Here is a 17080-nt window from a genome sequence, read left to right as displayed (position 1 = left end):
GCGTCGTGCGCCCTCACAGCATGCTGCTCTTTTCGATCTCTATCACACCCTTGAGATAAAGTTTAGAAAAAAGTAGGCGGGATTGTTTCCCCTGTTTCAAACTATTTTTAATTAATTTTAGAATTTTTTTTCATATATATTCTATTTATAAGATATTTTCCCATACTGGTTCATTTTATAGATATATTCATCGAAATTCAGGCTGTTTTAGAGAATAGTTTTTACTATTTACACTAAAATTAACCCTTAAAAATACGCTTGCACCCACTGCGCTGTAAACCACCATGCACTTAGTGCCGACATGCCACAGAGCAAATTGGCTAAAATTTTATTCAGTTTGCTTAGTTCAGAGCCATACACTTTTAAGTTAATTAGATAGGCCAACGCACCATACAGCAACCCAATTGCACCACCAAATACAATGAGTATTAAAGGCCATGCTGCATAAAGATGTGCTCATTTTGCTAATTTATCCTGCACTGGTGTAGTTGCAATGCTATGCATCGTGGCTGTTCTCACTTTAAATGACGGAAATAAAAATGATGGATGGTTCGCATGCTTTGCTATAAAAAGTATTTCGCTCATCCATAGTTACTGGTTTGATGTAGCAAAATCTGCGCCAAAACTGCTCTATTACCCGCCAATCTAATTTTTCTATTTCACGATCTATACATCTACAGACATAAGAAACTTTGCCACACTTATTGTGAATTACTCGCTTGTTGTGGATTGCTCGCATGAAGCACTCAATTTAAAGCGAGAACTACTTTGTTCGACACAGCCTTAATTACGTTATAAATACGAAAATAGGCATAAAAAAGCTCCATCCGAAGGTCAAGCTTTTAAGGTTAAACCTGCTTAGTACCATGCAAGTGTGTTAGTCAGACACATTCTGGAATTGGCTTTGCCCTAAAACCCGAGCACCTTAAGCCTGACAACAAGTACAGGCTTCTACTTTTTCTCTGGGCCAGTTCATTCTTGCGCGTTTGTAAGCCAGCTCAAAATCAGCAAAGTAACCTATCAGTATTTGATCATCATATTTTGGCATTGCCTGACAATTCGCATCCCCATTGTGAATTAAGTGCACCCCTTTTTCTGTAGGTTGCTCATCTACAATAAATTTTATCATTCACAGCTCCCCCTTCATTTTGTTTTAATCGTTCAAGCTTGAATAAAACCATACAAATATTATGGCTTTAATTCCATAATAAAATTATGCCTTTTACGCGCAAAAATCAATCACTTTAAAATAATTAAAATCGATTATTTTTATAAAAATCAACTTAAAACTTATCGTGCTGTTGGAAGCATTGCACTGAACTTAATGTGAGTGAGATATCGCATTATTCTTTTTCGCTCGTATCCAGCGTACAAACCAAATCATAGCCACAATGCCAAGCACCACGACGAGCACAGGCACTAAAAATGCCAAAATAGACACGACAAATGCACCGATCCACTCTCCTGTAGAAAGTATAGGGTTTGCAACACCGCCTGTGGTGGCTGTAGATACCCCACGTGCAGCCACTGTACTCATTTGCACCGCTGTGGCTGTACCACCGCCAATAATAATGGCAGAAGCCCAACTGGCAAACTGTGACATTTCGCCTGAACTTACCGCCATGGTGGTGAGTGTGCCTGCTACCATAGCTGCAGGTGTTGCAATAGTATCGAGTAAATTGTCTACCCACGGTATGTAATACGCGCCTATTTCGCATAAAGTGGCAAAGGCCAGTGCAATGCAGACTGATGGCATGGCTAACCATTCAAAGCCTTTCATGGGTTCGAACCAACCTAAAATAGCAGCTAGGCTCATCACCAATAAGGGTACAAATACGCGAAATCCGCAGGCTGCGCTAAGTCCTATGCCTATGCATAAGCCAAGTATTGTTTCCATACTGTTTTGTCCTGTTCTGGCGGGGTGTATTTATTTTTACTTTTTATACGCTAACAAAAAAGCCCTATCGTGTAATAGGGCTTTTATTTTAAAACAGGATTGGCTGTTTTAACGTGCTGTGCTTAGGCAACCTTATCGTTGTATTCGGTGCCCAGACATTTGGTACAAGGTGGTAGACGATCAGTACCAATTTCTAAGTAGGTGCGGTGGCCGCATTGAACACAAAAATAGAAGCCTGTTCCTGGTTTAGAGCCTGCAATTACCATTTTTGTTCTCCATGTGTTTTTAGAAATGGTTAAATCAGTATACCCCTATCGTGATGATTGTCTATTGGTCATTTCGACAATTGATGATGGCATTTAGGCAAAGTATAATTTCGCCTCGAAATTTTGGTGGGTTTACAGAGATTTGCTCACCCAGTTTTCCACTCGTAGTCCATCTACACGTAGAAATTCTTTTTCATTATTAGTGACCATAATCCAATTATTTGCTCTCGCATGTGCAGCCAACCATAGATCATTATTGCCTATCATCTGCCCCTGAACCGCTAACTCTTTTCGAATTTGAGCATAGTGATCCGCTGTTTTTTCATCTAAATCTATAACAGGAATAATTGAAGTTAATTCATCAATCACTTTAAAAGCTTTGTCTTTCCATTGACTTTTTTCTGCACCAAAGCGAAGTTCACCTAAAGTAATCACTGAAATAAAGATATTGCCATCAGGTAAATGTTTTTCAAAATGCTGACGGACAATTTCTGGCTGATGTTTAGTGATATAGATACAAATATTTGTATCCAATAAATATTGTGTTGGCATTAGAACTCTTCTCGTTCTTGCGGTGGTTCATCCACTCTTGTTTCTGCATAAAAGTCTTCTGGCATTTGCGCCAAAACTTTAAATAACTGCTCTGCTGTGACTGGTTTTTCACGCAGTATGACCTCGTCACCACGGCGGAAGATTTCAACTTCTTTTCCTTCAAAGCGAAATTCTTTTGGTAAACGAATGGCTTGACTGCGACCTGTCATAAAAACTTTTGCTGTAGTCATGGGGCTACTCCAATAGTTTTGGTATATATCTTATGATAGGTATTTTTTGTGTGTTTTTCAATCAATTATTCTCTATCTCTTTAAAGACTCAATTTAATCCCCTTTTATAAGCTATCTTTTTATCCTCAGGAGTAGTTTTATGAAAAATCTTTTTGACCCGAATTTAGAAGATCTTTTTTTCATCATTTATTTCAACATACATCTCTAAGTAACATTCAATATTTTCATAGATTTTTTTATATATTTTAGGTAAATACTCAATAATATCATTCATATCTACTTCTTTCTCACTAAAGCCATGATAAAAACTTAAATAACCAATAATTCTGTCTTTTTCTTCTTTTTTAATCTTAAGAATGGGATCCAAATCTCTATACAAATGCTTGTCGGATAAATGTATTAACCCACATCCAAAATTATATACTACCTCTTCCCATCCCCCTTCAATAAGCATATCTCTGTCTGTGACTCGTTGCATTTTATGGTTGCTATTCAAAAATTTCCATTCACCAACTTCAACACTATTTTTAATTAAATCAAATGCATTAAATCTAAACGTATAACTATTAAAATCAATTAAATAACTTGCTCTTAAAAGGCTATCTAGTTCTTGTCGAATAATTCCAATACAAACTCCATAACATTTTTGCTCATATAACAAATTAAACGCTTTTTGGTTTTCATTAGTTCTAGCATCTATTTGTTTAATAAATTTTTCTAAAATATTCACTTTATTTATCGCTTTAATAGAGAAAATACAGATAGCTAAAAAGTTTCATAAGAATCCTAATGTAAAGCTTTGTAATACAATGATCATCTCTTTTAATAATAAAACCCCACATAAATTTAGGGTATTTTTTAAACAATATCAATAACTTTAATCCACCCCAACCCTCCTTTTAAAAAGGAGGGAGTTCCCCCTCTTTCTCAAAGAGGGGTTAGGGGAGATTATTAAACATTCCCTTCCAAGAAATCCTGTGCAAAACGCTGCAACACACCACCCGCTTCATACACATGCACTTCTTCTTCAGTATCTAAACGACACGTAACAGGCACTTTCACGATCTCATTTTGACCATTGGCATTTGAACGCTCAATCACCAAAGTTAAGTCAGAACGTGGCGCGATATTACCAATTACGCTATACAGCTCAGTACCATCTAACTTTAAGGTTTTACGGTCTGTGCCTGCTTTAAACTCAAGCGGCAACACGCCCATACCCACCAAGTTCGTACGGTGAATACGCTCAAAACCTTCCGCCACAATCACTTCAACACCTGCAAGACGCACACCTTTTGCAGCCCAGTCACGGCTCGAACCTTGACCATAGTCTTTACCTGCAATGATGATTAAAGGCTGTTTACGGTTCATGTAGGTTTCAATGGCTTCCCACATACGCATCACTTCGCCTTCCGGCTCTACACGCGCTTTAGAACCCTGCTTGATGGTACCGTCAGAGCGAACCACCATTTCATTAAACAATTTCGGATTCGCAAATGTTGCACGTTGCGCCGTTAAATGGTCACCGCGGTGGGTTGCGTATGAGTTGAAATCTTCCTCAGGCACGCCCATTTTATGCAAGTATTCACCTGCAGCCGAATCCATCATGATCGCATTCGATGGAGACAAATGATCCGTAGTGATATTGTCAGGCAAAATCGCAAGCGGACGCATATTGGCAAGTGTGCGCGGTGCAGCCAGTGCCCCTTCCCAATACGGCGGACGACGGATATAGGTACTTTGCGGACGCCAGTCATACAATGGACTCGCTGCCTGTACACGCTCGCCCAAATCAAACATTGGAATATACACTTTCTTAAATTGCTCAGGCTTCACCGCAACTTTTACCAGCGCATCAATTTCTTCATCAGATGGCCAAATGTCTTTCAGGTAAATTGGATTACCGTCTTTATCATTACCTAAAGAATCAGTTTCGATATCAAAACGAATCGTGCCTGCAATCGCATAAGCCACAACTAAAGGTGGAGACGCCAAGAACGCTTGTTTTGCGTATGGATGAATACGACCATCAAAGTTACGGTTACCCGAAAGCACCGCCGTTGCGTATAAGTCACGGTCAATAATTTCTTGCTGAATTACAGGATCTAGCGCACCTGACATACCGTTACATGTAGTACATGCGTATGCCACGATACCGAAACCAAGTTTCTCAAGATCACCCAATACGCCTGCTTCTTCTAGGTAAAGTGCTGCCGCTTTAGAACCTGGTGCAAAAGATGATTTCACCCAAGGTTTACGTACCAAGCCTAATTCATTGGCTTTACGTGCCAACAAACCTGCAGCAACGGTATTACGTGGGTTAGAGGTATTGGTACATGAAGTAATGGCTGCAATGATCACCGCGCCATCTGGCATTAAGCCTTCTGCCTCTTGCGCATGCGCTGCTTCTAAGTTACCTGCAATGCCTTTAGCTTTTAAATCCGCAGTTGATACACGTGCATGCGGATTCGATGGCCCTGCAATATTACGAGTAACCGTTGAAAGATCGAAACGTAAAACACGTGGATATTGCGCTTCTGTCATATCCGATGCCCAAAGACCAATTTCTTTGGCATACGTTTCTACAAGTTTCACTTGATCAGCTTCACGACCTGTCAACGTTAAATAATCAATGGTGTTTTGGTCGATGTAGAACATGGCCGCAGTTGCACCATATTCAGGAGTCATATTAGAAATAGTTGCGCGATCGCCCACAGACATGCTGTCTGCACCTTCACCAAAGAATTCTAAATAGGCACCCACCACGCGTTCTTTACGTAAGAATTCAGTCAATGCTAAAACGATATCCGTTGCAGTAATGCCAGCTTTACGCTGACCTACCAGCTCTACACCAATGATGTCCGGCAGACGCATCCAAGATGCACGGCCAAGCATGACGTTTTCAGCTTCCAAGCCACCCACACCCACAGAAATCACACCCAAAGCATCTGTATGTGGGGTATGTGAGTCTGTACCTACGCAGGTATCTGGGAATGCCACGCCACCACGGTTTTGCACCACTGGAGACATTTTCTCCAAGTTGATTTGGTGCATGATGCCGTTACCCGCAGGGATCACATCCACATTTTCAAACGCTGTTTTTGTCCATTCAATAAAGTGGAAACGGTCTTCATTACGACGGTCTTCAACTGCACGGTTTTTTTCAAATGCATCTGGATCAAAACCGCCATATTCCACTGCCAATGAGTGATCCACAATTAGCTGTGTAGGTACAACTGGATTCACTTTAGATGGGTCGCCTCCTTGATCGGCAATCGCATCTCGTAATCCCGCTAAATCTACAAGTGCGGTTTGACCTAAAATATCGTGACACACCACACGCGCTGGATACCAAGGAAAATCATGGTCTTGTTTGCTAAAAATCAATTCTTTTAATGACTGCTCTAAAATCGCAGGATCACATTTACGTACCAGCTGCTCTGCCAGTACCTTTGATGTATATGGTAATTTTGCGTATGCGCCTTGCTGAATATCTTCCACGGCTTGACGCACATTGAAATATTCTAGCTGGGTACCTTGCAGCGGTTTACGGTAGTTGTTGTTCATGCCTTCCTGCCCTCATACATTTTTTTGCAACTTATTTTTTGACGTTTTCGTCTTATGTCGCTAGGCATACTACACTGTCAAAACCCCATTTCCCAAATCTTATATTTTTCATATACTTAATCTAGAAAACAGGTGTTTTAGAAACATCTAGTTACATTTGTTTTGGTATATTTACTCTAAATAAGACTTTTGTCCAAAATTCAGTCCATTCCAAGCCCATTCTTTAGTCTTATATGTGGGTGCCTACTGTATTTCATGGCTTATTTTTAATTGAATAATCCATTTTTAATTCAGCGAACAGTGTTGTTAAATTTCACTTTTTGAATGCCATCTTATTTTTAAAGACTTAAACCCCAATAAAAGCTGGCATTGTCTCCAACTTCATTCGGCAGAGTGATTTTCCACTTGAATAGACCACAGCACATCTGGCGATAGGACAAATTCATGGATCATTTTGATGTCTGCTAGGCTCGCTTTATCAGCACATATCATTCAGCTTCTGGGTCGCACTGTGTCATTTTAGGCTATGTATTTTCCCTCCCCGAAACCATCAGCTTGGCTTGACTATGTGCTATATTTCAGTCCATATATTTTTTAGCATTTTGTATAGGCGATCTTATGACTGGTGCTTCCCTCGGCTTCCAAAAATTCACTTTAAATGGTGTAGACGCACAAAAATTTTTACAAGGTCAAGTGACTTTGCATGTAGAGCGCCTTGAAGAAAATCAAACCCGCTATACTGCAATTTGCGATCTCAAAGGCCGTATTCACTTTGGTTTGTGGCTAACTAAACTCAATGCTGAAAGTTTTGAGATTGTGACGACAGCCGATCAAGCAGAAGAATTTGCCAAACATATTAAAAAATTTGGTGCTTTTTCTAAAATGAAATTAGAACAAGTTGGCTCTGTTTTTCCAACGCTCACCGAAGGCACGACAAGCTTCTCTGCTGAAGTCACAGATAGTGCAACATGGGAAATTCAAGCGATTCAAGCTGGTCAAGCCTATATTGATCAAGCGATTGAGCATGTATTCCAGCCACAAGAATTGCGTTTACATCAACGTGAAGGCGTTCACTACGACAAAGGTTGCTACTTGGGCCAAGAAGTGATTGCACGTTTGTGGTTTAAGGCAAAACCAAAAGCTTGGTTACATGCCATTGCTGGTACAGGTACTGCCCCTGCTCAAGGCGAACAGCTACATGCACAAGTACAAGTGGTGAACAGCGCGCCAACGGAACAAGGCTATGTGGCTTTGGTGGTAGCCCGTCCAGATGCTTTGGCTGAGTTAGATGTGACTGTTTTAGATTTGCCTGAAAGCTTGAATGGCGATGTGGCTCGTCCACAATAAGTGCTGTAGTCCTAAAATTACCGTAACTCGCTTGCTGTGTAATATATGACTACTCGATCATAAAAAACCTCCTAATCAGGAGGTTTTTTGATGAAATTTCCACTAGCTTAAAAGTCATGAAATAACTTATTCATGTCTTTACATAGATAATCTTTAAACGAAAAATCACGTGCATGCTTCGCGTCAAATTTGACGCGGGTTTCGCCTTTTTCAAAGATGTATACCCGATCATCTTTGCTCACTAAAAATGCTTCGCCTAGCTTCATCAGTAAGGCATCTATTTTGTCTTCATGGGCGATACTGTCGTCTTGCTCCACTTTGTCATAATTTCGCCGAATGCTTTTAATAAACATTTAAGAACTCACTCGTATATTACAAAAGTGATTAAAACAAACTGAGTCACAAATGCCAAAAATATTTTTTAGTTTGTCGACGCAATATAAAGTATGCAATCGGCTTTTAACCACTTAAAATATTTCACAGAAGCACTCTTTACTTTCAAATATTTCTATTTATGATGAATCTGTTAGTCTTATTCCAAAACACATAGATGGAATTATGTGACTGTTTTTTAAAAGGTTTAAAAATGAAAAAATTACTCTTAGCAGGCCTTATTGCACTTTCTTCTCAATTTGCGGCAGCAGAAACAAATACTCAAAGTATAGATCCTGAGTTTGCCAAAATTGAAAGTATGGTGAAAGCCAATAATATGACTGGTGCTTATCAAGCACTCGATAAATTGGCAAAACAAGGCAATGCTCAGGCGATGTATAATCTTGCATACTTAACTCAATCTGGCCAAGGCACGGCAAAGAATGAGAAAAAAGCAGTCGAGCTTTATAAACAGTCTGCCGATAAAGGCTATCCTGTTGCCAACTATGTGTTAGGTAAAAACTACATTACTGGCTCGTTGGGCTTACCTACAGACATCAACAAAGCGAAGCAATACCTAAACAAAGCTTCTTCTCAAGGCTTTGATGATGCCACTATCGATTTAGCCGTACTATTATTTTCAGAAAACAAACCTGAATCGAATAAAGAAGGTTTAGCGAAACTTGATCCACTGATCAAAAAAGGCAACTACCAAGCTATTCATGCCAAAGCGTTGTATGACATTAGTTTAGGCTTTAAAAACAAAGATGAAAAATTGGTACAAGCTGGTTTAACCAGCATCCAAGATCTTGCGAAAAAAGGTTATATTCCTGCGTTAATGGCTGTAGGCAATATGTTTGTAAACGGCAATATCATTCCGCAAAACTTACCTGAAGCGAAAAAAATCTTTGCTGCTTTAGCTAAAGAGAACATTCCGCAAGCCAAAGAGTCTTTGGCTGTAGTGGATAAACTTATGGCAGAACAAGCCAAAGGCACGAGCAAAACCCCAGCGAAAAAGAGCTAATTCAAGCGCCCTATAAATAATAAAAAGCCCTGAATATTCAGGGCTTTTTATTGTGAATATATTTATTTTAATAAGTAGCAGGTATTTCATTGCGTCTTTAATTTTGTTCTCAGCATCAAGCTTTCGCTAAATACATCACTTAGCCATACCACAGTGCAATCAAAAAGCTTATGCCAATAAAGCCGACAATGGTGCTGATGAGTAAGGGTGTAAGCGCTTCATCCTTTAAACCATTAAATTGGCCCAATAATGCAAAAATAGTCGGCATAGGCAATGCCGCAATAATGGTCCCTGCATACAACATTTCTTGATGAGCATTTACCCCATAACGCAAGCCAAGATAAACCAATACAGGCATTAAAATATTATTACTCAAGACCAAATAAATTGTTTGCAGGTTCATGTACTTCAACCCCATGCCAACAATGCCTCCCCCAATCGCAAATAGGGCCAAAGGCGAAGCCGTATGTCCCAACAGATCTAATACAGTATTTAGATGCGTTGGTAGCGGGATATGCAATACAGCAAATAAAATACCTGCAATCACCGTAACAAACAGTGGATTTTTAAAAAGCATTAAAAAAGTGCTTTTAAACACTGCTACAACATTCGCGCCCTTTTGACTGCCCAACTCAATTAAAATCAATACTGTTGGAAGGAGTAATACGCTTTCAAAAATTAAAATAGGCATAATATAGGTCATCGCTTTGCTGCCCATCAAAAGGCTTAGCACAGCTGTACCCAGCAAACCTGTATTCGACATACTCGCGCCTAACGCTAAAATAGACGCTTGGCTCATACGTTGTTTAAAATACTGAATGCTTAAATAAAATCCGAGGCCGTAACAGATATAGGCGGCTATGGCGAACACCAAGAAAAAATCAGGTAACCAAATTTCTTCTATATCTTTAGTGGCTAAAGACTGAAACATCAGTGCAGGCAACGCAATTTTGATGACAAAGCTTCCAATCACATCAACCTGAGCTTTAGCCAGCAGATTTAGCTTTACGGCCAAGTAACCCAAGACCAATAATATAAATATTGGAATAATGACTTCAAAAACCATTCGTTACACTCCTATTGAGTTGTACGCTAAGCAAATAGACATACAAAAATAAACTGCAACCGAAGTTGCAGTTTAAAAGCTTTCAGCTCAGTCACTTCATTTTCAGTGCAACCATGTGCACTTCAACTCAGTCTTCGAGAGAAAAGGGTTTAAATTGGCTATTTAAAGCATGTGGCTGACAGCGTAAGTACTGAGGTGCAATCGCGATCACTTCACCGAGTTCAGCGGCTGCGTGCCATGGCCAGCGAGGGTCGTATAAAATTGCACGGGCAATCGCAATCGCATCGGCTTGCTCATATTGCAAAATGCCTTCAGCCTGCATGGCTTCGGTAATCAAGCCGACAGCAATCACAGGAATCTTCACCGCCTGCTTTACAGCTTCAGCAAATGGGACTTGATAGCTGGCATGTACATCTATTTTTTGTGCCTCATGTAAACCTGCTGATGACACATGAATATAAGCTGCTCCCAGTTGTTCTAAAGCTTGAGCCAATTCTACGCTCTGCTCTAGCGTCCAACTGTCTACATGATCCATCCAATCTGTAGCTGAAATACGGACACCAATCGGATATCCCTCTGGCACAGCATCTTTCATTGCTTGTAAAACTTGCAAAGTAAAACGAATACGATTGGCAAAACTGCCACCATATTCATCAGTACGATGATTCGACAGTGGTGACATAAACTGATGGAGTAAATAACCATGCGCAGCATGCAATTCGATTAAGTCAAAACCTGCATGAACTGCACGTTTTGCAGCAGAAACAAAGTCTGCAATGATCTGCTGAATTTCAGCATGACTCAATGCATGTGGTGCGTGATCTTTTTCAGAAAATGGAATATCACTCGCAGATACTGCCTGCCAGCCATGTGCATGCTCAGGTGCAATTTGACCACGGCCTTGCCAAGGTTTATCAGTTGAAGCCTTACGCCCAGCATGAGCCAATTGTACCGCAAATGGCATTGGTGATACAGTTCTCACTTTTGTGAGAAGCGATTTCATCTGTGTCGCTTGCTGATCATTCCATAAACCTAAGTCTGCATAGCTAATTCGGCCTTCGGGTTGTACAGCTGTTGCTTCTACAATACATAGACCCGCCCCAGACAACGCATAATTTGCCCACTGCTGTTCATGCCAAAAACTGAGCTCCCCATGCTCATTGGCAGAATATTGGCACATTGGTGCAATCAAAATTCGATTTGACAGCGTTAACTGCCCGAACTGCAAAGGCTTAAACAATAAAGTCACGTTCGTCCTCGGTTTTATTTTTCAATGAGTGTTTATACTTCCACCAGCAGTCTAATTTAAACCTGTGGCTAGTTCAAAATAGCGTTCATCCTTCAAATTGACAACTATAATATTTGTATATTTTTCTTCCATTTTAATGCTTTAAACGCTTACTTTTATCCAAAAAGCTAAGCTAATGTGGCAAATAAAGCGATCATTTTAAACCTGCTCATAGCTACTCTTAAATTCCAGCTGACAGAAAGCTAAAACTCGCTACGATCATTATCAATAACAATTTTTTAATTTTGTACACATATAGTATTTCAAACCATCAGATATAAAAAAACAGGCACTTAAAGTGCCTGTTTTTTATTTCAATACGATGTAAATACGATATGACGTACTGACTTAAAAAGTTACTTTTGAACTTAAACCAAGCACCAATGCATTATCAACTCGGTTGGTTGAACCAGGATTAATCACATACTGTAGGTTTGGACGTAGCATTAACCATTTGCTCGGGTTATGGCTATAGTTAAGCTCAATATTGTACTCTGCACTGGCATCATAAGTCGTTTGTGAGAGTCGGTCATTTACATGCACACGGTTTACACCTAAACCAATCATGTCATTCGGCAAATTGTCTACTAAGCCAATATATTTCAAGCCCACTTGCTGTGAATTATCTACTTTATTGGTCACACGATCATGCCATGTAAAGTTCGCAAAACTATGTAGACCTCGTTTGCCTTCACCCGTAGAAGTGAGCTGTTGTTCTACCGCTAACCAGCCACCAAATGTACGGTTTTGAGCATCAGTTGGATTGGCAATGTCTTTTTGGTTTTTAAGCTCATTTGCCGTGTTATACATTGCACCTAAACGGTAGCTTCCTGATAAACCATTCACCAAGGCCTTAGGTGTCCAAATCACTTCTACTGGAATCGTAACACCATCGGCATTGTCAGTATCTAAATTCCAGCCATGGCGCTCAAGTGCATTTTCAGGGTTATATTCGTACACACCTACTTGCACTGCCCATTCAGGATTCAGCTGTTGTTTCACACGCGCACCCCATTGTGACACTGGGGTATTCATCCACATACCACCCTGCCATTTCCCCATTTGTGCTGCACAAAATGCAGTACTTTGGAAATCACATGCCATCACGTTAAAGTCCATGCCTAGACCCAAACGTCCCGCTTTAATACTTAAACCTTGGTCTTTAAATTTCTTTTCAATCGAAAGCTCAGACAAGCGTGACTTTTGATTACCGCGACCAAAGTTTGCTTGTACGTTGGCCATGTGTGGCGCAGTACGGTCTTGTAAGTCATCTACTGTGGTACTTTGACCTTGACGCGCTGTAAGCACTGCACGAACTGTTACCCCGTCCCAGCCAGCGAGTTTTTCCATATCCAAAGCAGTTCCCAACCAAAGTTGGCTCGCCACTGTGGCAGCATGGTCTTCATGGCGTCCACCTTCAGCCAAATAGGCAGCATCAGCCGCAATATTTGCTTCAAATTTCACACCTTGTTGAGCCAACTCGGTACGCTTACCGTTCCAATCACCCAGCATATATTGACCTTTGCTATCAAATGGCTGTTCAGCCGCAAAGACATTGCTCATCGTTGCCATTAGACAAAGGGGCATGATCGATAGAGTAAAATTTTTCATAGGAAAAACCTAAATTTAGAGAGAGTTGCAAGATGTAGCGCGCAAAGGGTCACACCATTTTGGGGTAAAAGTTACATAATATTTACAATTAAATCTCAGCATTATTTTTATTACTTACCAAACTTTTTTTTATAGAATAATTATTTATATATAATTTTATTTAAAAACATTTAACTAACTCAAATCTGTATTGTGTAAAAGCCCAAAAAACATGCCTTTCATTAGACTGAAGTATAATAATTTCAATGCCTTATATTGTGGCTGTCAGCCTAAAATGATGCCTATTTAGCCCAATTAAAGTAGTTCTCACCTCAGCGTGCGTTGCATCGCTGTATTCAATCTCTGACGAGGCTTGTAAACACTGCATAAGAACCCAATATTAGCTTCAACTCCCAAGCACACCTCCGACAATGCCTGAATTACCAGAAGTTGAAACCACCAAAACCAGTCTTATGCCTTTGCTCGGTCAGCGCGTACAATCCGTTGAAGTGCGTCAAAGTAGCTTACGTTGGCCTATTCCAAACGATCTCAACAAACTGGTTGGACAACGCTTACAGCAACTTTCGCGTCGTTCAAAGTATATTTTGGCCACATTTGAACAAGACAGCATGCTTTGGCATTTGGGTATGTCTGGCAGTTTCCGACTTTGTGAAACCCATGAAGAATATCGCAAGCACGATCATCTCATTATCCAATTTGAAGATTTCCAATTGCGCTACCACGACCCGCGACGTTTTGGTTGTATTTTATGGTTAGACCAACACTCACAAACCAAGCTGATTGACAGTTTAGGGCCTGAACCTCTGAGTGATGACTTTAATGCAAGGTATTTAGCCAGCAAGCTTAAAAATAAAAATACCGCGATTAAAGTGACCATTATGGATAATCATGTGGTGGTGGGTGTAGGAAATATTTATGCCACTGAAAGTTTATTCAACTTAGGGATTCACCCTGCACAGCCTGCAAAAGATTTAAATGCCGTTCAAATCGAACAATTAACACTAGAAATTAAACGCATATTAAAGCAAGCCATTGACCTTGGTGGCTCAACCTTACGTGACTATACCAATGCAATGGGCGAAAACGGATATTTCCAACAAACCCTATTGGCTTATGGTCGCGCAGGTGAGATGTGCGTTAATTGTGAAACAACGCTAGAAAATATTAAACTTGGTCAACGTGCATCTGTGTTCTGTCCAGAATGCCAACCCTTTAAGCAAGCCAAAACTGTTCAACGAGGTAAAAAATGAAATCTGCTATTGTCCGTCACATTTTAGTGAAAGATAAAGAACTCGCTGAACAGCTCAAAAAGAAAATTAAAGATGGTGCTGACTTTGCCAAAATTGCCAAGCAACACTCAACCTGCCCTTCCAATAAAAAAGGTGGTGAGCTCGGTGATATTAAAAAAGGTCAGTTGGTAGGTCCCATCGATAAAGCAGTATTTACACTACCAGAACGTGAATTACATGGCCCGATCAAAAGCCAATTTGGCTGGCATTTATTAGAAATTAAATTCCGTATGGATTTTTAATACAGCCAGATGGCTCATGAAGTCTACTCTTCAGGCCATCCACACCAGTGCCATAAAAAGATAGATCCGATGAAGGTTGGCATCTATCTTTTTTAGGCTCTTATTTTGTAGATTTGATCTGTATACGTTACAAACAATACGCAGTATCAGCATTTGTATGAGTTACATTCAGATAAAGCTTTGCTTTGTATTCCTTCTTTGATCAGGTAAAATTATTGCCCATTGCATAATGAATACGACTGAGAGAGTTAATCCGTGCGTAATATTTTAGTTACTAATGCCCTTCCATACGCGAATGGCCCAATTCACATGGGTCATTTACTCGGTTATATCCAAGCAGATATTTGGGTTCGTGCCATGCGTGCAATGGGTCATAACGTGACTTATGTATGTGCGGATGATGCTCATGGCACAGCGATTATGCTTCGTGCTGAAGCGAATGGAATTAGTCCTGAGCAACAAATTGCCAATGTGCAAAAAGAACACGAACGTGACTTTGCTGGCTTTAAAGTGGACTTTGACCACTATGATTCAACTAATAGCGCTGAAAACCAAGCGCGTGCTTCTGAAATTTATATTAAGAACCGTGAAGCAGGCAACATTGCGGTGCGCCCTGTTACACAATTGTTTGACCCTGAAAAAGCGATGTTCTTGTCGGATCGTTTCATTAAAGGCACATGCCCGAAATGCAAAGCGGAAGATCAATATGGCGATTCATGCGAAGTGTGCGGTACGACCTACAACGCAACTGAACTATTAAGCCCTAAATCGACTTTAAGTGGCGCAACACCTGTAGAGAAATCTTCAGATCACTACTTCTTCAAACTACCAAACTTTGGTGAATATCTACAGAAATGGACACGTGATGAAGGTCGTCTACCTGTGTCGATTGCCAACAAGTTAGATGAATGGTTTGAAGCCGGTTTGTCGGATTGGGATATTTCTCGTGATGCGCCTTACTTCGGTTTTGAAATTCCAGATGCGCCAAACAAATACTTTTATGTTTGGGTAGATGCACCAATTGGCTATATGTCGAGCTTTGAAAACTACATCAAAACTAAACGTCCAGATTTAAGCTTTGACGATTACTGGAAAAAAGATTCTGAAAATGAGGTATATCACTTCATTGGTAAAGACATCGTTTACTTCCATGCATTGTTCTGGCCTGCAATGCTCGAAGGTGCAAACTACCGCACGCCTACAAGCCTATTCGTCAATGGTTTCTTGACGGTGAATGGTCAGAAGATGTCGAAATCTCGTGGTACGTTCATTAAAGCAGAAACGTATTTAGAGCATTTAAACCCTGAATATTTACGTTACTACTTCGCATCTAAGCTTTCTGACAAAGTTGAAGATTCTGATTTAAACCTTGATGATTTCGTTCAGAAAGTAAATTCAGACTTGGTTGGTAAAGTGGTGAACATCGCAAGCCGTTGTGCGAAATTCATTAATACTAAATTTGAAAACAGATTAAGTGCAACTTGTGCAGAGCCTGAATTGGTTCAAAGCTTTATTGATGCAGGTGCATCAATCGCTTCTCAATACGAAGCACGTGAGTTCTCGGCTGCAATCCGTGAAATTATGGCGCTGGCAGATAAAGCTAACCAATATATTGATGAGAAAAAGCCTTGGGCGCTTGCAAAAATTGAAGGCGAAGAGCAACAAGTTCATGATGTATGTTCTGTCGGTATTAACCTATTCCGTCAATTAGTGGTGTACCTTGCGCCTGTACTGCCAACTTTGGCTGCTCAAGTTCAAGAGTTCTTGCAATTGGCTTCTTTCGATTTCGCTTCACGTACTGAAATTCTTGCAGGTCATGAAATTGCATTGTTCCAACCATTAATGCAACGTGTAGACCCGAAAGCTGTGGCTGCAATGGTCGATGCATCTAAAGATTCTTTAGCTGCGCCTGCTGAAGCACCAAAAGCGGAAAAGAAAAAAGAGAAGAAGGCTGAAAAGAAACCTGAACCTAAAGTGGGTGAAGCTGAAATCATTAATATTGATGATTTTATGAAAGTGGACTTACGTGTGGCTGAAGTTTTAGAAGCGGCTCACGTTGAAGGTTCTGACAAGCTTCTTCAATTGACTTTAAATGTAGGTGAAGCTGAGCCACGTAACGTATTTAGCGGTATTCGTGAGTTCTACCAACCTGAAGATTTAAAAGGCAAATTGGTGGTGATGGTGGCAAACCTTGCTCCACGTAAGATGCGTTTTGGTATTTCTAACGGTATGGTGCTTGCTGCGGGTAATGGCGAAGGTGTTTGGGTGATTTCACCTGAATCTGGCTCTAAAGCTGGTGATAAAGTTTCTTAAGATTTAGATCTAAGAT

16 protein-coding genes and 1 pseudogene are annotated in these 17080 nt (G+C 40.3%); 5 read left to right on the top strand and 12 right to left on the bottom strand.

Features of this window, described 5'->3' with window-relative positions:
• Positions 1 to 246: 246 nt before the first annotated feature.
• The 8 genes and pseudogenes from D9K81_RS14125 to acnD form a co-directional block, all read right to left on the bottom strand.
• Positions 247 to 456: pseudogene (locus tag D9K81_RS14125) on the bottom strand (hypothetical protein); the annotation flags it as partial.
• Positions 457 to 925: 469 nt separating this feature from the next.
• Positions 926 to 1129, bottom strand: a complete 204-nt coding sequence (locus D9K81_RS14120) for a hypothetical protein (RefSeq protein WP_120375841.1) — start codon at positions 1127 to 1129, stop codon at positions 926 to 928.
• A gap of 192 nt (positions 1130 to 1321) precedes the next feature.
• On the bottom strand, positions 1322 to 1897 hold the full coding sequence (locus D9K81_RS14115; RefSeq protein ID WP_120375840.1) for a DUF4126 domain-containing protein: 576 nt from the start codon (positions 1895 to 1897) through the stop codon (positions 1322 to 1324).
• Positions 1898 to 2019: 122 nt separating this feature from the next.
• On the bottom strand, positions 2020 to 2190 hold the full coding sequence (locus D9K81_RS14110; RefSeq protein WP_228198779.1) for a zinc ribbon-containing protein: 171 nt from the start codon (positions 2188 to 2190) through the stop codon (positions 2020 to 2022).
• A 105-nt stretch (positions 2191 to 2295) separates the two neighbouring features.
• Positions 2296 to 2715 (bottom strand): type II toxin-antitoxin system tRNA(fMet)-specific endonuclease VapC, encoded by a 420-nt coding sequence (vapC, locus tag D9K81_RS14105; RefSeq protein WP_120375838.1) that lies wholly within the window; start codon positions 2713 to 2715, stop codon positions 2296 to 2298.
• Positions 2715 to 2945 carry an antitoxin gene (locus tag D9K81_RS14100; RefSeq protein WP_120375837.1) on the bottom strand — a complete coding sequence of 77 codons (231 nt, stop codon included), beginning with the start codon at positions 2943 to 2945 and terminating at the stop codon, positions 2715 to 2717. The genes vapC and D9K81_RS14100 overlap by 1 nt, the downstream gene beginning before the upstream one ends.
• 163 nt (positions 2946 to 3108) lie before the next feature.
• Entirely contained in the window at positions 3109 to 3675 is a 567-nt protein-coding gene (locus D9K81_RS14095) for a hypothetical protein (protein WP_120375836.1), read from the bottom strand.
• A gap of 221 nt (positions 3676 to 3896) precedes the next feature.
• Positions 3897 to 6512, bottom strand: coding sequence for a Fe/S-dependent 2-methylisocitrate dehydratase AcnD (gene acnD / locus D9K81_RS14090; protein ID WP_120375835.1), 2616 nt, complete (start codon positions 6510 to 6512; stop codon positions 3897 to 3899).
• Between the two features lie 618 nt (positions 6513 to 7130).
• Between acnD and ygfZ the strand changes: the two genes are divergently transcribed.
• Positions 7131 to 7859 (top strand): CAF17-like 4Fe-4S cluster assembly/insertion protein YgfZ, encoded by a 729-nt coding sequence (gene ygfZ, locus D9K81_RS14085; protein ID WP_120375834.1) that lies wholly within the window; start codon positions 7131 to 7133, stop codon positions 7857 to 7859.
• Positions 7860 to 7966: 107 nt separating this feature from the next.
• Here the strand turns inward: ygfZ and D9K81_RS14080 are convergent, their stop codons facing one another.
• Positions 7967 to 8212, bottom strand: coding sequence for a hypothetical protein (locus D9K81_RS14080; protein WP_120375833.1), 246 nt, complete (start codon positions 8210 to 8212; stop codon positions 7967 to 7969).
• 233 nt (positions 8213 to 8445) lie between these two features.
• On the opposite strand from D9K81_RS14080, the gene D9K81_RS14075 reads away from it, so the two are divergent.
• The gene (locus tag D9K81_RS14075; RefSeq protein ID WP_120375844.1) at positions 8446 to 9255 is read left to right on the top strand and encodes a tetratricopeptide repeat protein; all 810 of its coding nucleotides are present in this window, start codon (positions 8446 to 8448) and stop codon (positions 9253 to 9255) included.
• Positions 9256 to 9394: 139 nt separating this feature from the next.
• Here D9K81_RS14075 and D9K81_RS14070 read toward each other — a convergent pair whose 3' ends face one another.
• The 3 genes from D9K81_RS14070 to D9K81_RS14060 form a co-directional block, all read right to left on the bottom strand.
• The gene (locus D9K81_RS14070) at positions 9395 to 10321 is read right to left on the bottom strand and encodes an AEC family transporter (RefSeq protein ID WP_120375832.1); all 927 of its coding nucleotides are present in this window, start codon (positions 10319 to 10321) and stop codon (positions 9395 to 9397) included.
• Between the two features lie 127 nt (positions 10322 to 10448).
• On the bottom strand, positions 10449 to 11570 hold the full coding sequence (locus tag D9K81_RS14065) for an NADH:flavin oxidoreductase/NADH oxidase (RefSeq protein ID WP_120375831.1): 1122 nt from the start codon (positions 11568 to 11570) through the stop codon (positions 10449 to 10451).
• Positions 11571 to 11957: 387 nt separating this feature from the next.
• Entirely contained in the window at positions 11958 to 13196 is a 1239-nt protein-coding gene (locus D9K81_RS14060; RefSeq protein ID WP_407923640.1) for a carbohydrate porin, read from the bottom strand.
• 434 nt (positions 13197 to 13630) lie between these two features.
• On the opposite strand from D9K81_RS14060, the gene mutM reads away from it, so the two are divergent.
• The 3 genes from mutM (at position 13631) to metG (ending at position 17064) form a co-directional block, all read left to right on the top strand.
• Complete coding sequence (gene mutM / locus D9K81_RS14055) at positions 13631 to 14470, top strand: bifunctional DNA-formamidopyrimidine glycosylase/DNA-(apurinic or apyrimidinic site) lyase (RefSeq protein ID WP_120375829.1); 840 nt, start codon at positions 13631 to 13633, stop codon at positions 14468 to 14470.
• Positions 14467 to 14751, top strand: a complete 285-nt coding sequence (locus tag D9K81_RS14050; protein WP_120375828.1) for a peptidylprolyl isomerase — start codon at positions 14467 to 14469, stop codon at positions 14749 to 14751. The genes mutM and D9K81_RS14050 overlap by 4 nt, the downstream gene beginning before the upstream one ends.
• Positions 14752 to 15006: 255 nt before the next feature.
• Positions 15007 to 17064 (top strand): methionine--tRNA ligase, encoded by a 2058-nt coding sequence (gene metG, locus D9K81_RS14045; protein WP_120375827.1) that lies wholly within the window; start codon positions 15007 to 15009, stop codon positions 17062 to 17064.
• The last annotated feature ends 16 nt before the right edge of the window (positions 17065 to 17080 follow it).

This window comes from Acinetobacter chengduensis, assembly GCF_003664645.1.
Taxonomy (GTDB): Bacteria; Pseudomonadota; Gammaproteobacteria; order Pseudomonadales; family Moraxellaceae; genus Acinetobacter; species Acinetobacter chengduensis.
This window is presented reverse-complemented; position numbering and strand designations above follow the sequence as displayed.

Excerpts from the sequence above, each read along its gene's own strand:
- D9K81_RS14120 (WP_120375841.1), bottom strand. The coding sequence starts at position 1,129 with ATGATAAAATTTATTGTAGATGAGCAACCTACAGAAAAAGGGGTGCAC.
- D9K81_RS14115 (WP_120375840.1), bottom strand. The coding sequence starts at position 1,897 with ATGGAAACAATACTTGGCTTATGCATAGGCATAGGACTTAGCGCAGCC.
- vapC (WP_120375838.1), bottom strand. The coding sequence starts at position 2,715 with ATGCCAACACAATATTTATTGGATACAAATATTTGTATCTATATCACT.
- D9K81_RS14100 (WP_120375837.1), bottom strand. The coding sequence starts at position 2,945 with ATGACTACAGCAAAAGTTTTTATGACAGGTCGCAGTCAAGCCATTCGT.
- acnD (WP_120375835.1), bottom strand. The coding sequence starts at position 6,512 with ATGAACAACAACTACCGTAAACCGCTGCAAGGTACCCAGCTAGAATAT.
- ygfZ (WP_120375834.1), top strand. The coding sequence starts at position 7,131 with ATGACTGGTGCTTCCCTCGGCTTCCAAAAATTCACTTTAAATGGTGTA.
- D9K81_RS14080 (WP_120375833.1), bottom strand. The coding sequence starts at position 8,212 with ATGTTTATTAAAAGCATTCGGCGAAATTATGACAAAGTGGAGCAAGAC.
- D9K81_RS14075 (WP_120375844.1), top strand. The coding sequence starts at position 8,446 with ATGAAAAAATTACTCTTAGCAGGCCTTATTGCACTTTCTTCTCAATTT.
- D9K81_RS14070 (WP_120375832.1), bottom strand. The coding sequence starts at position 10,321 with ATGGTTTTTGAAGTCATTATTCCAATATTTATATTATTGGTCTTGGGT.
- D9K81_RS14060 (WP_407923640.1), bottom strand. The coding sequence starts at position 13,196 with ATGCCCCTTTGTCTAATGGCAACGATGAGCAATGTCTTTGCGGCTGAA.
- mutM (WP_120375829.1), top strand. The coding sequence starts at position 13,631 with ATGCCTGAATTACCAGAAGTTGAAACCACCAAAACCAGTCTTATGCCT.
- D9K81_RS14050 (WP_120375828.1), top strand. The coding sequence starts at position 14,467 with ATGAAATCTGCTATTGTCCGTCACATTTTAGTGAAAGATAAAGAACTC.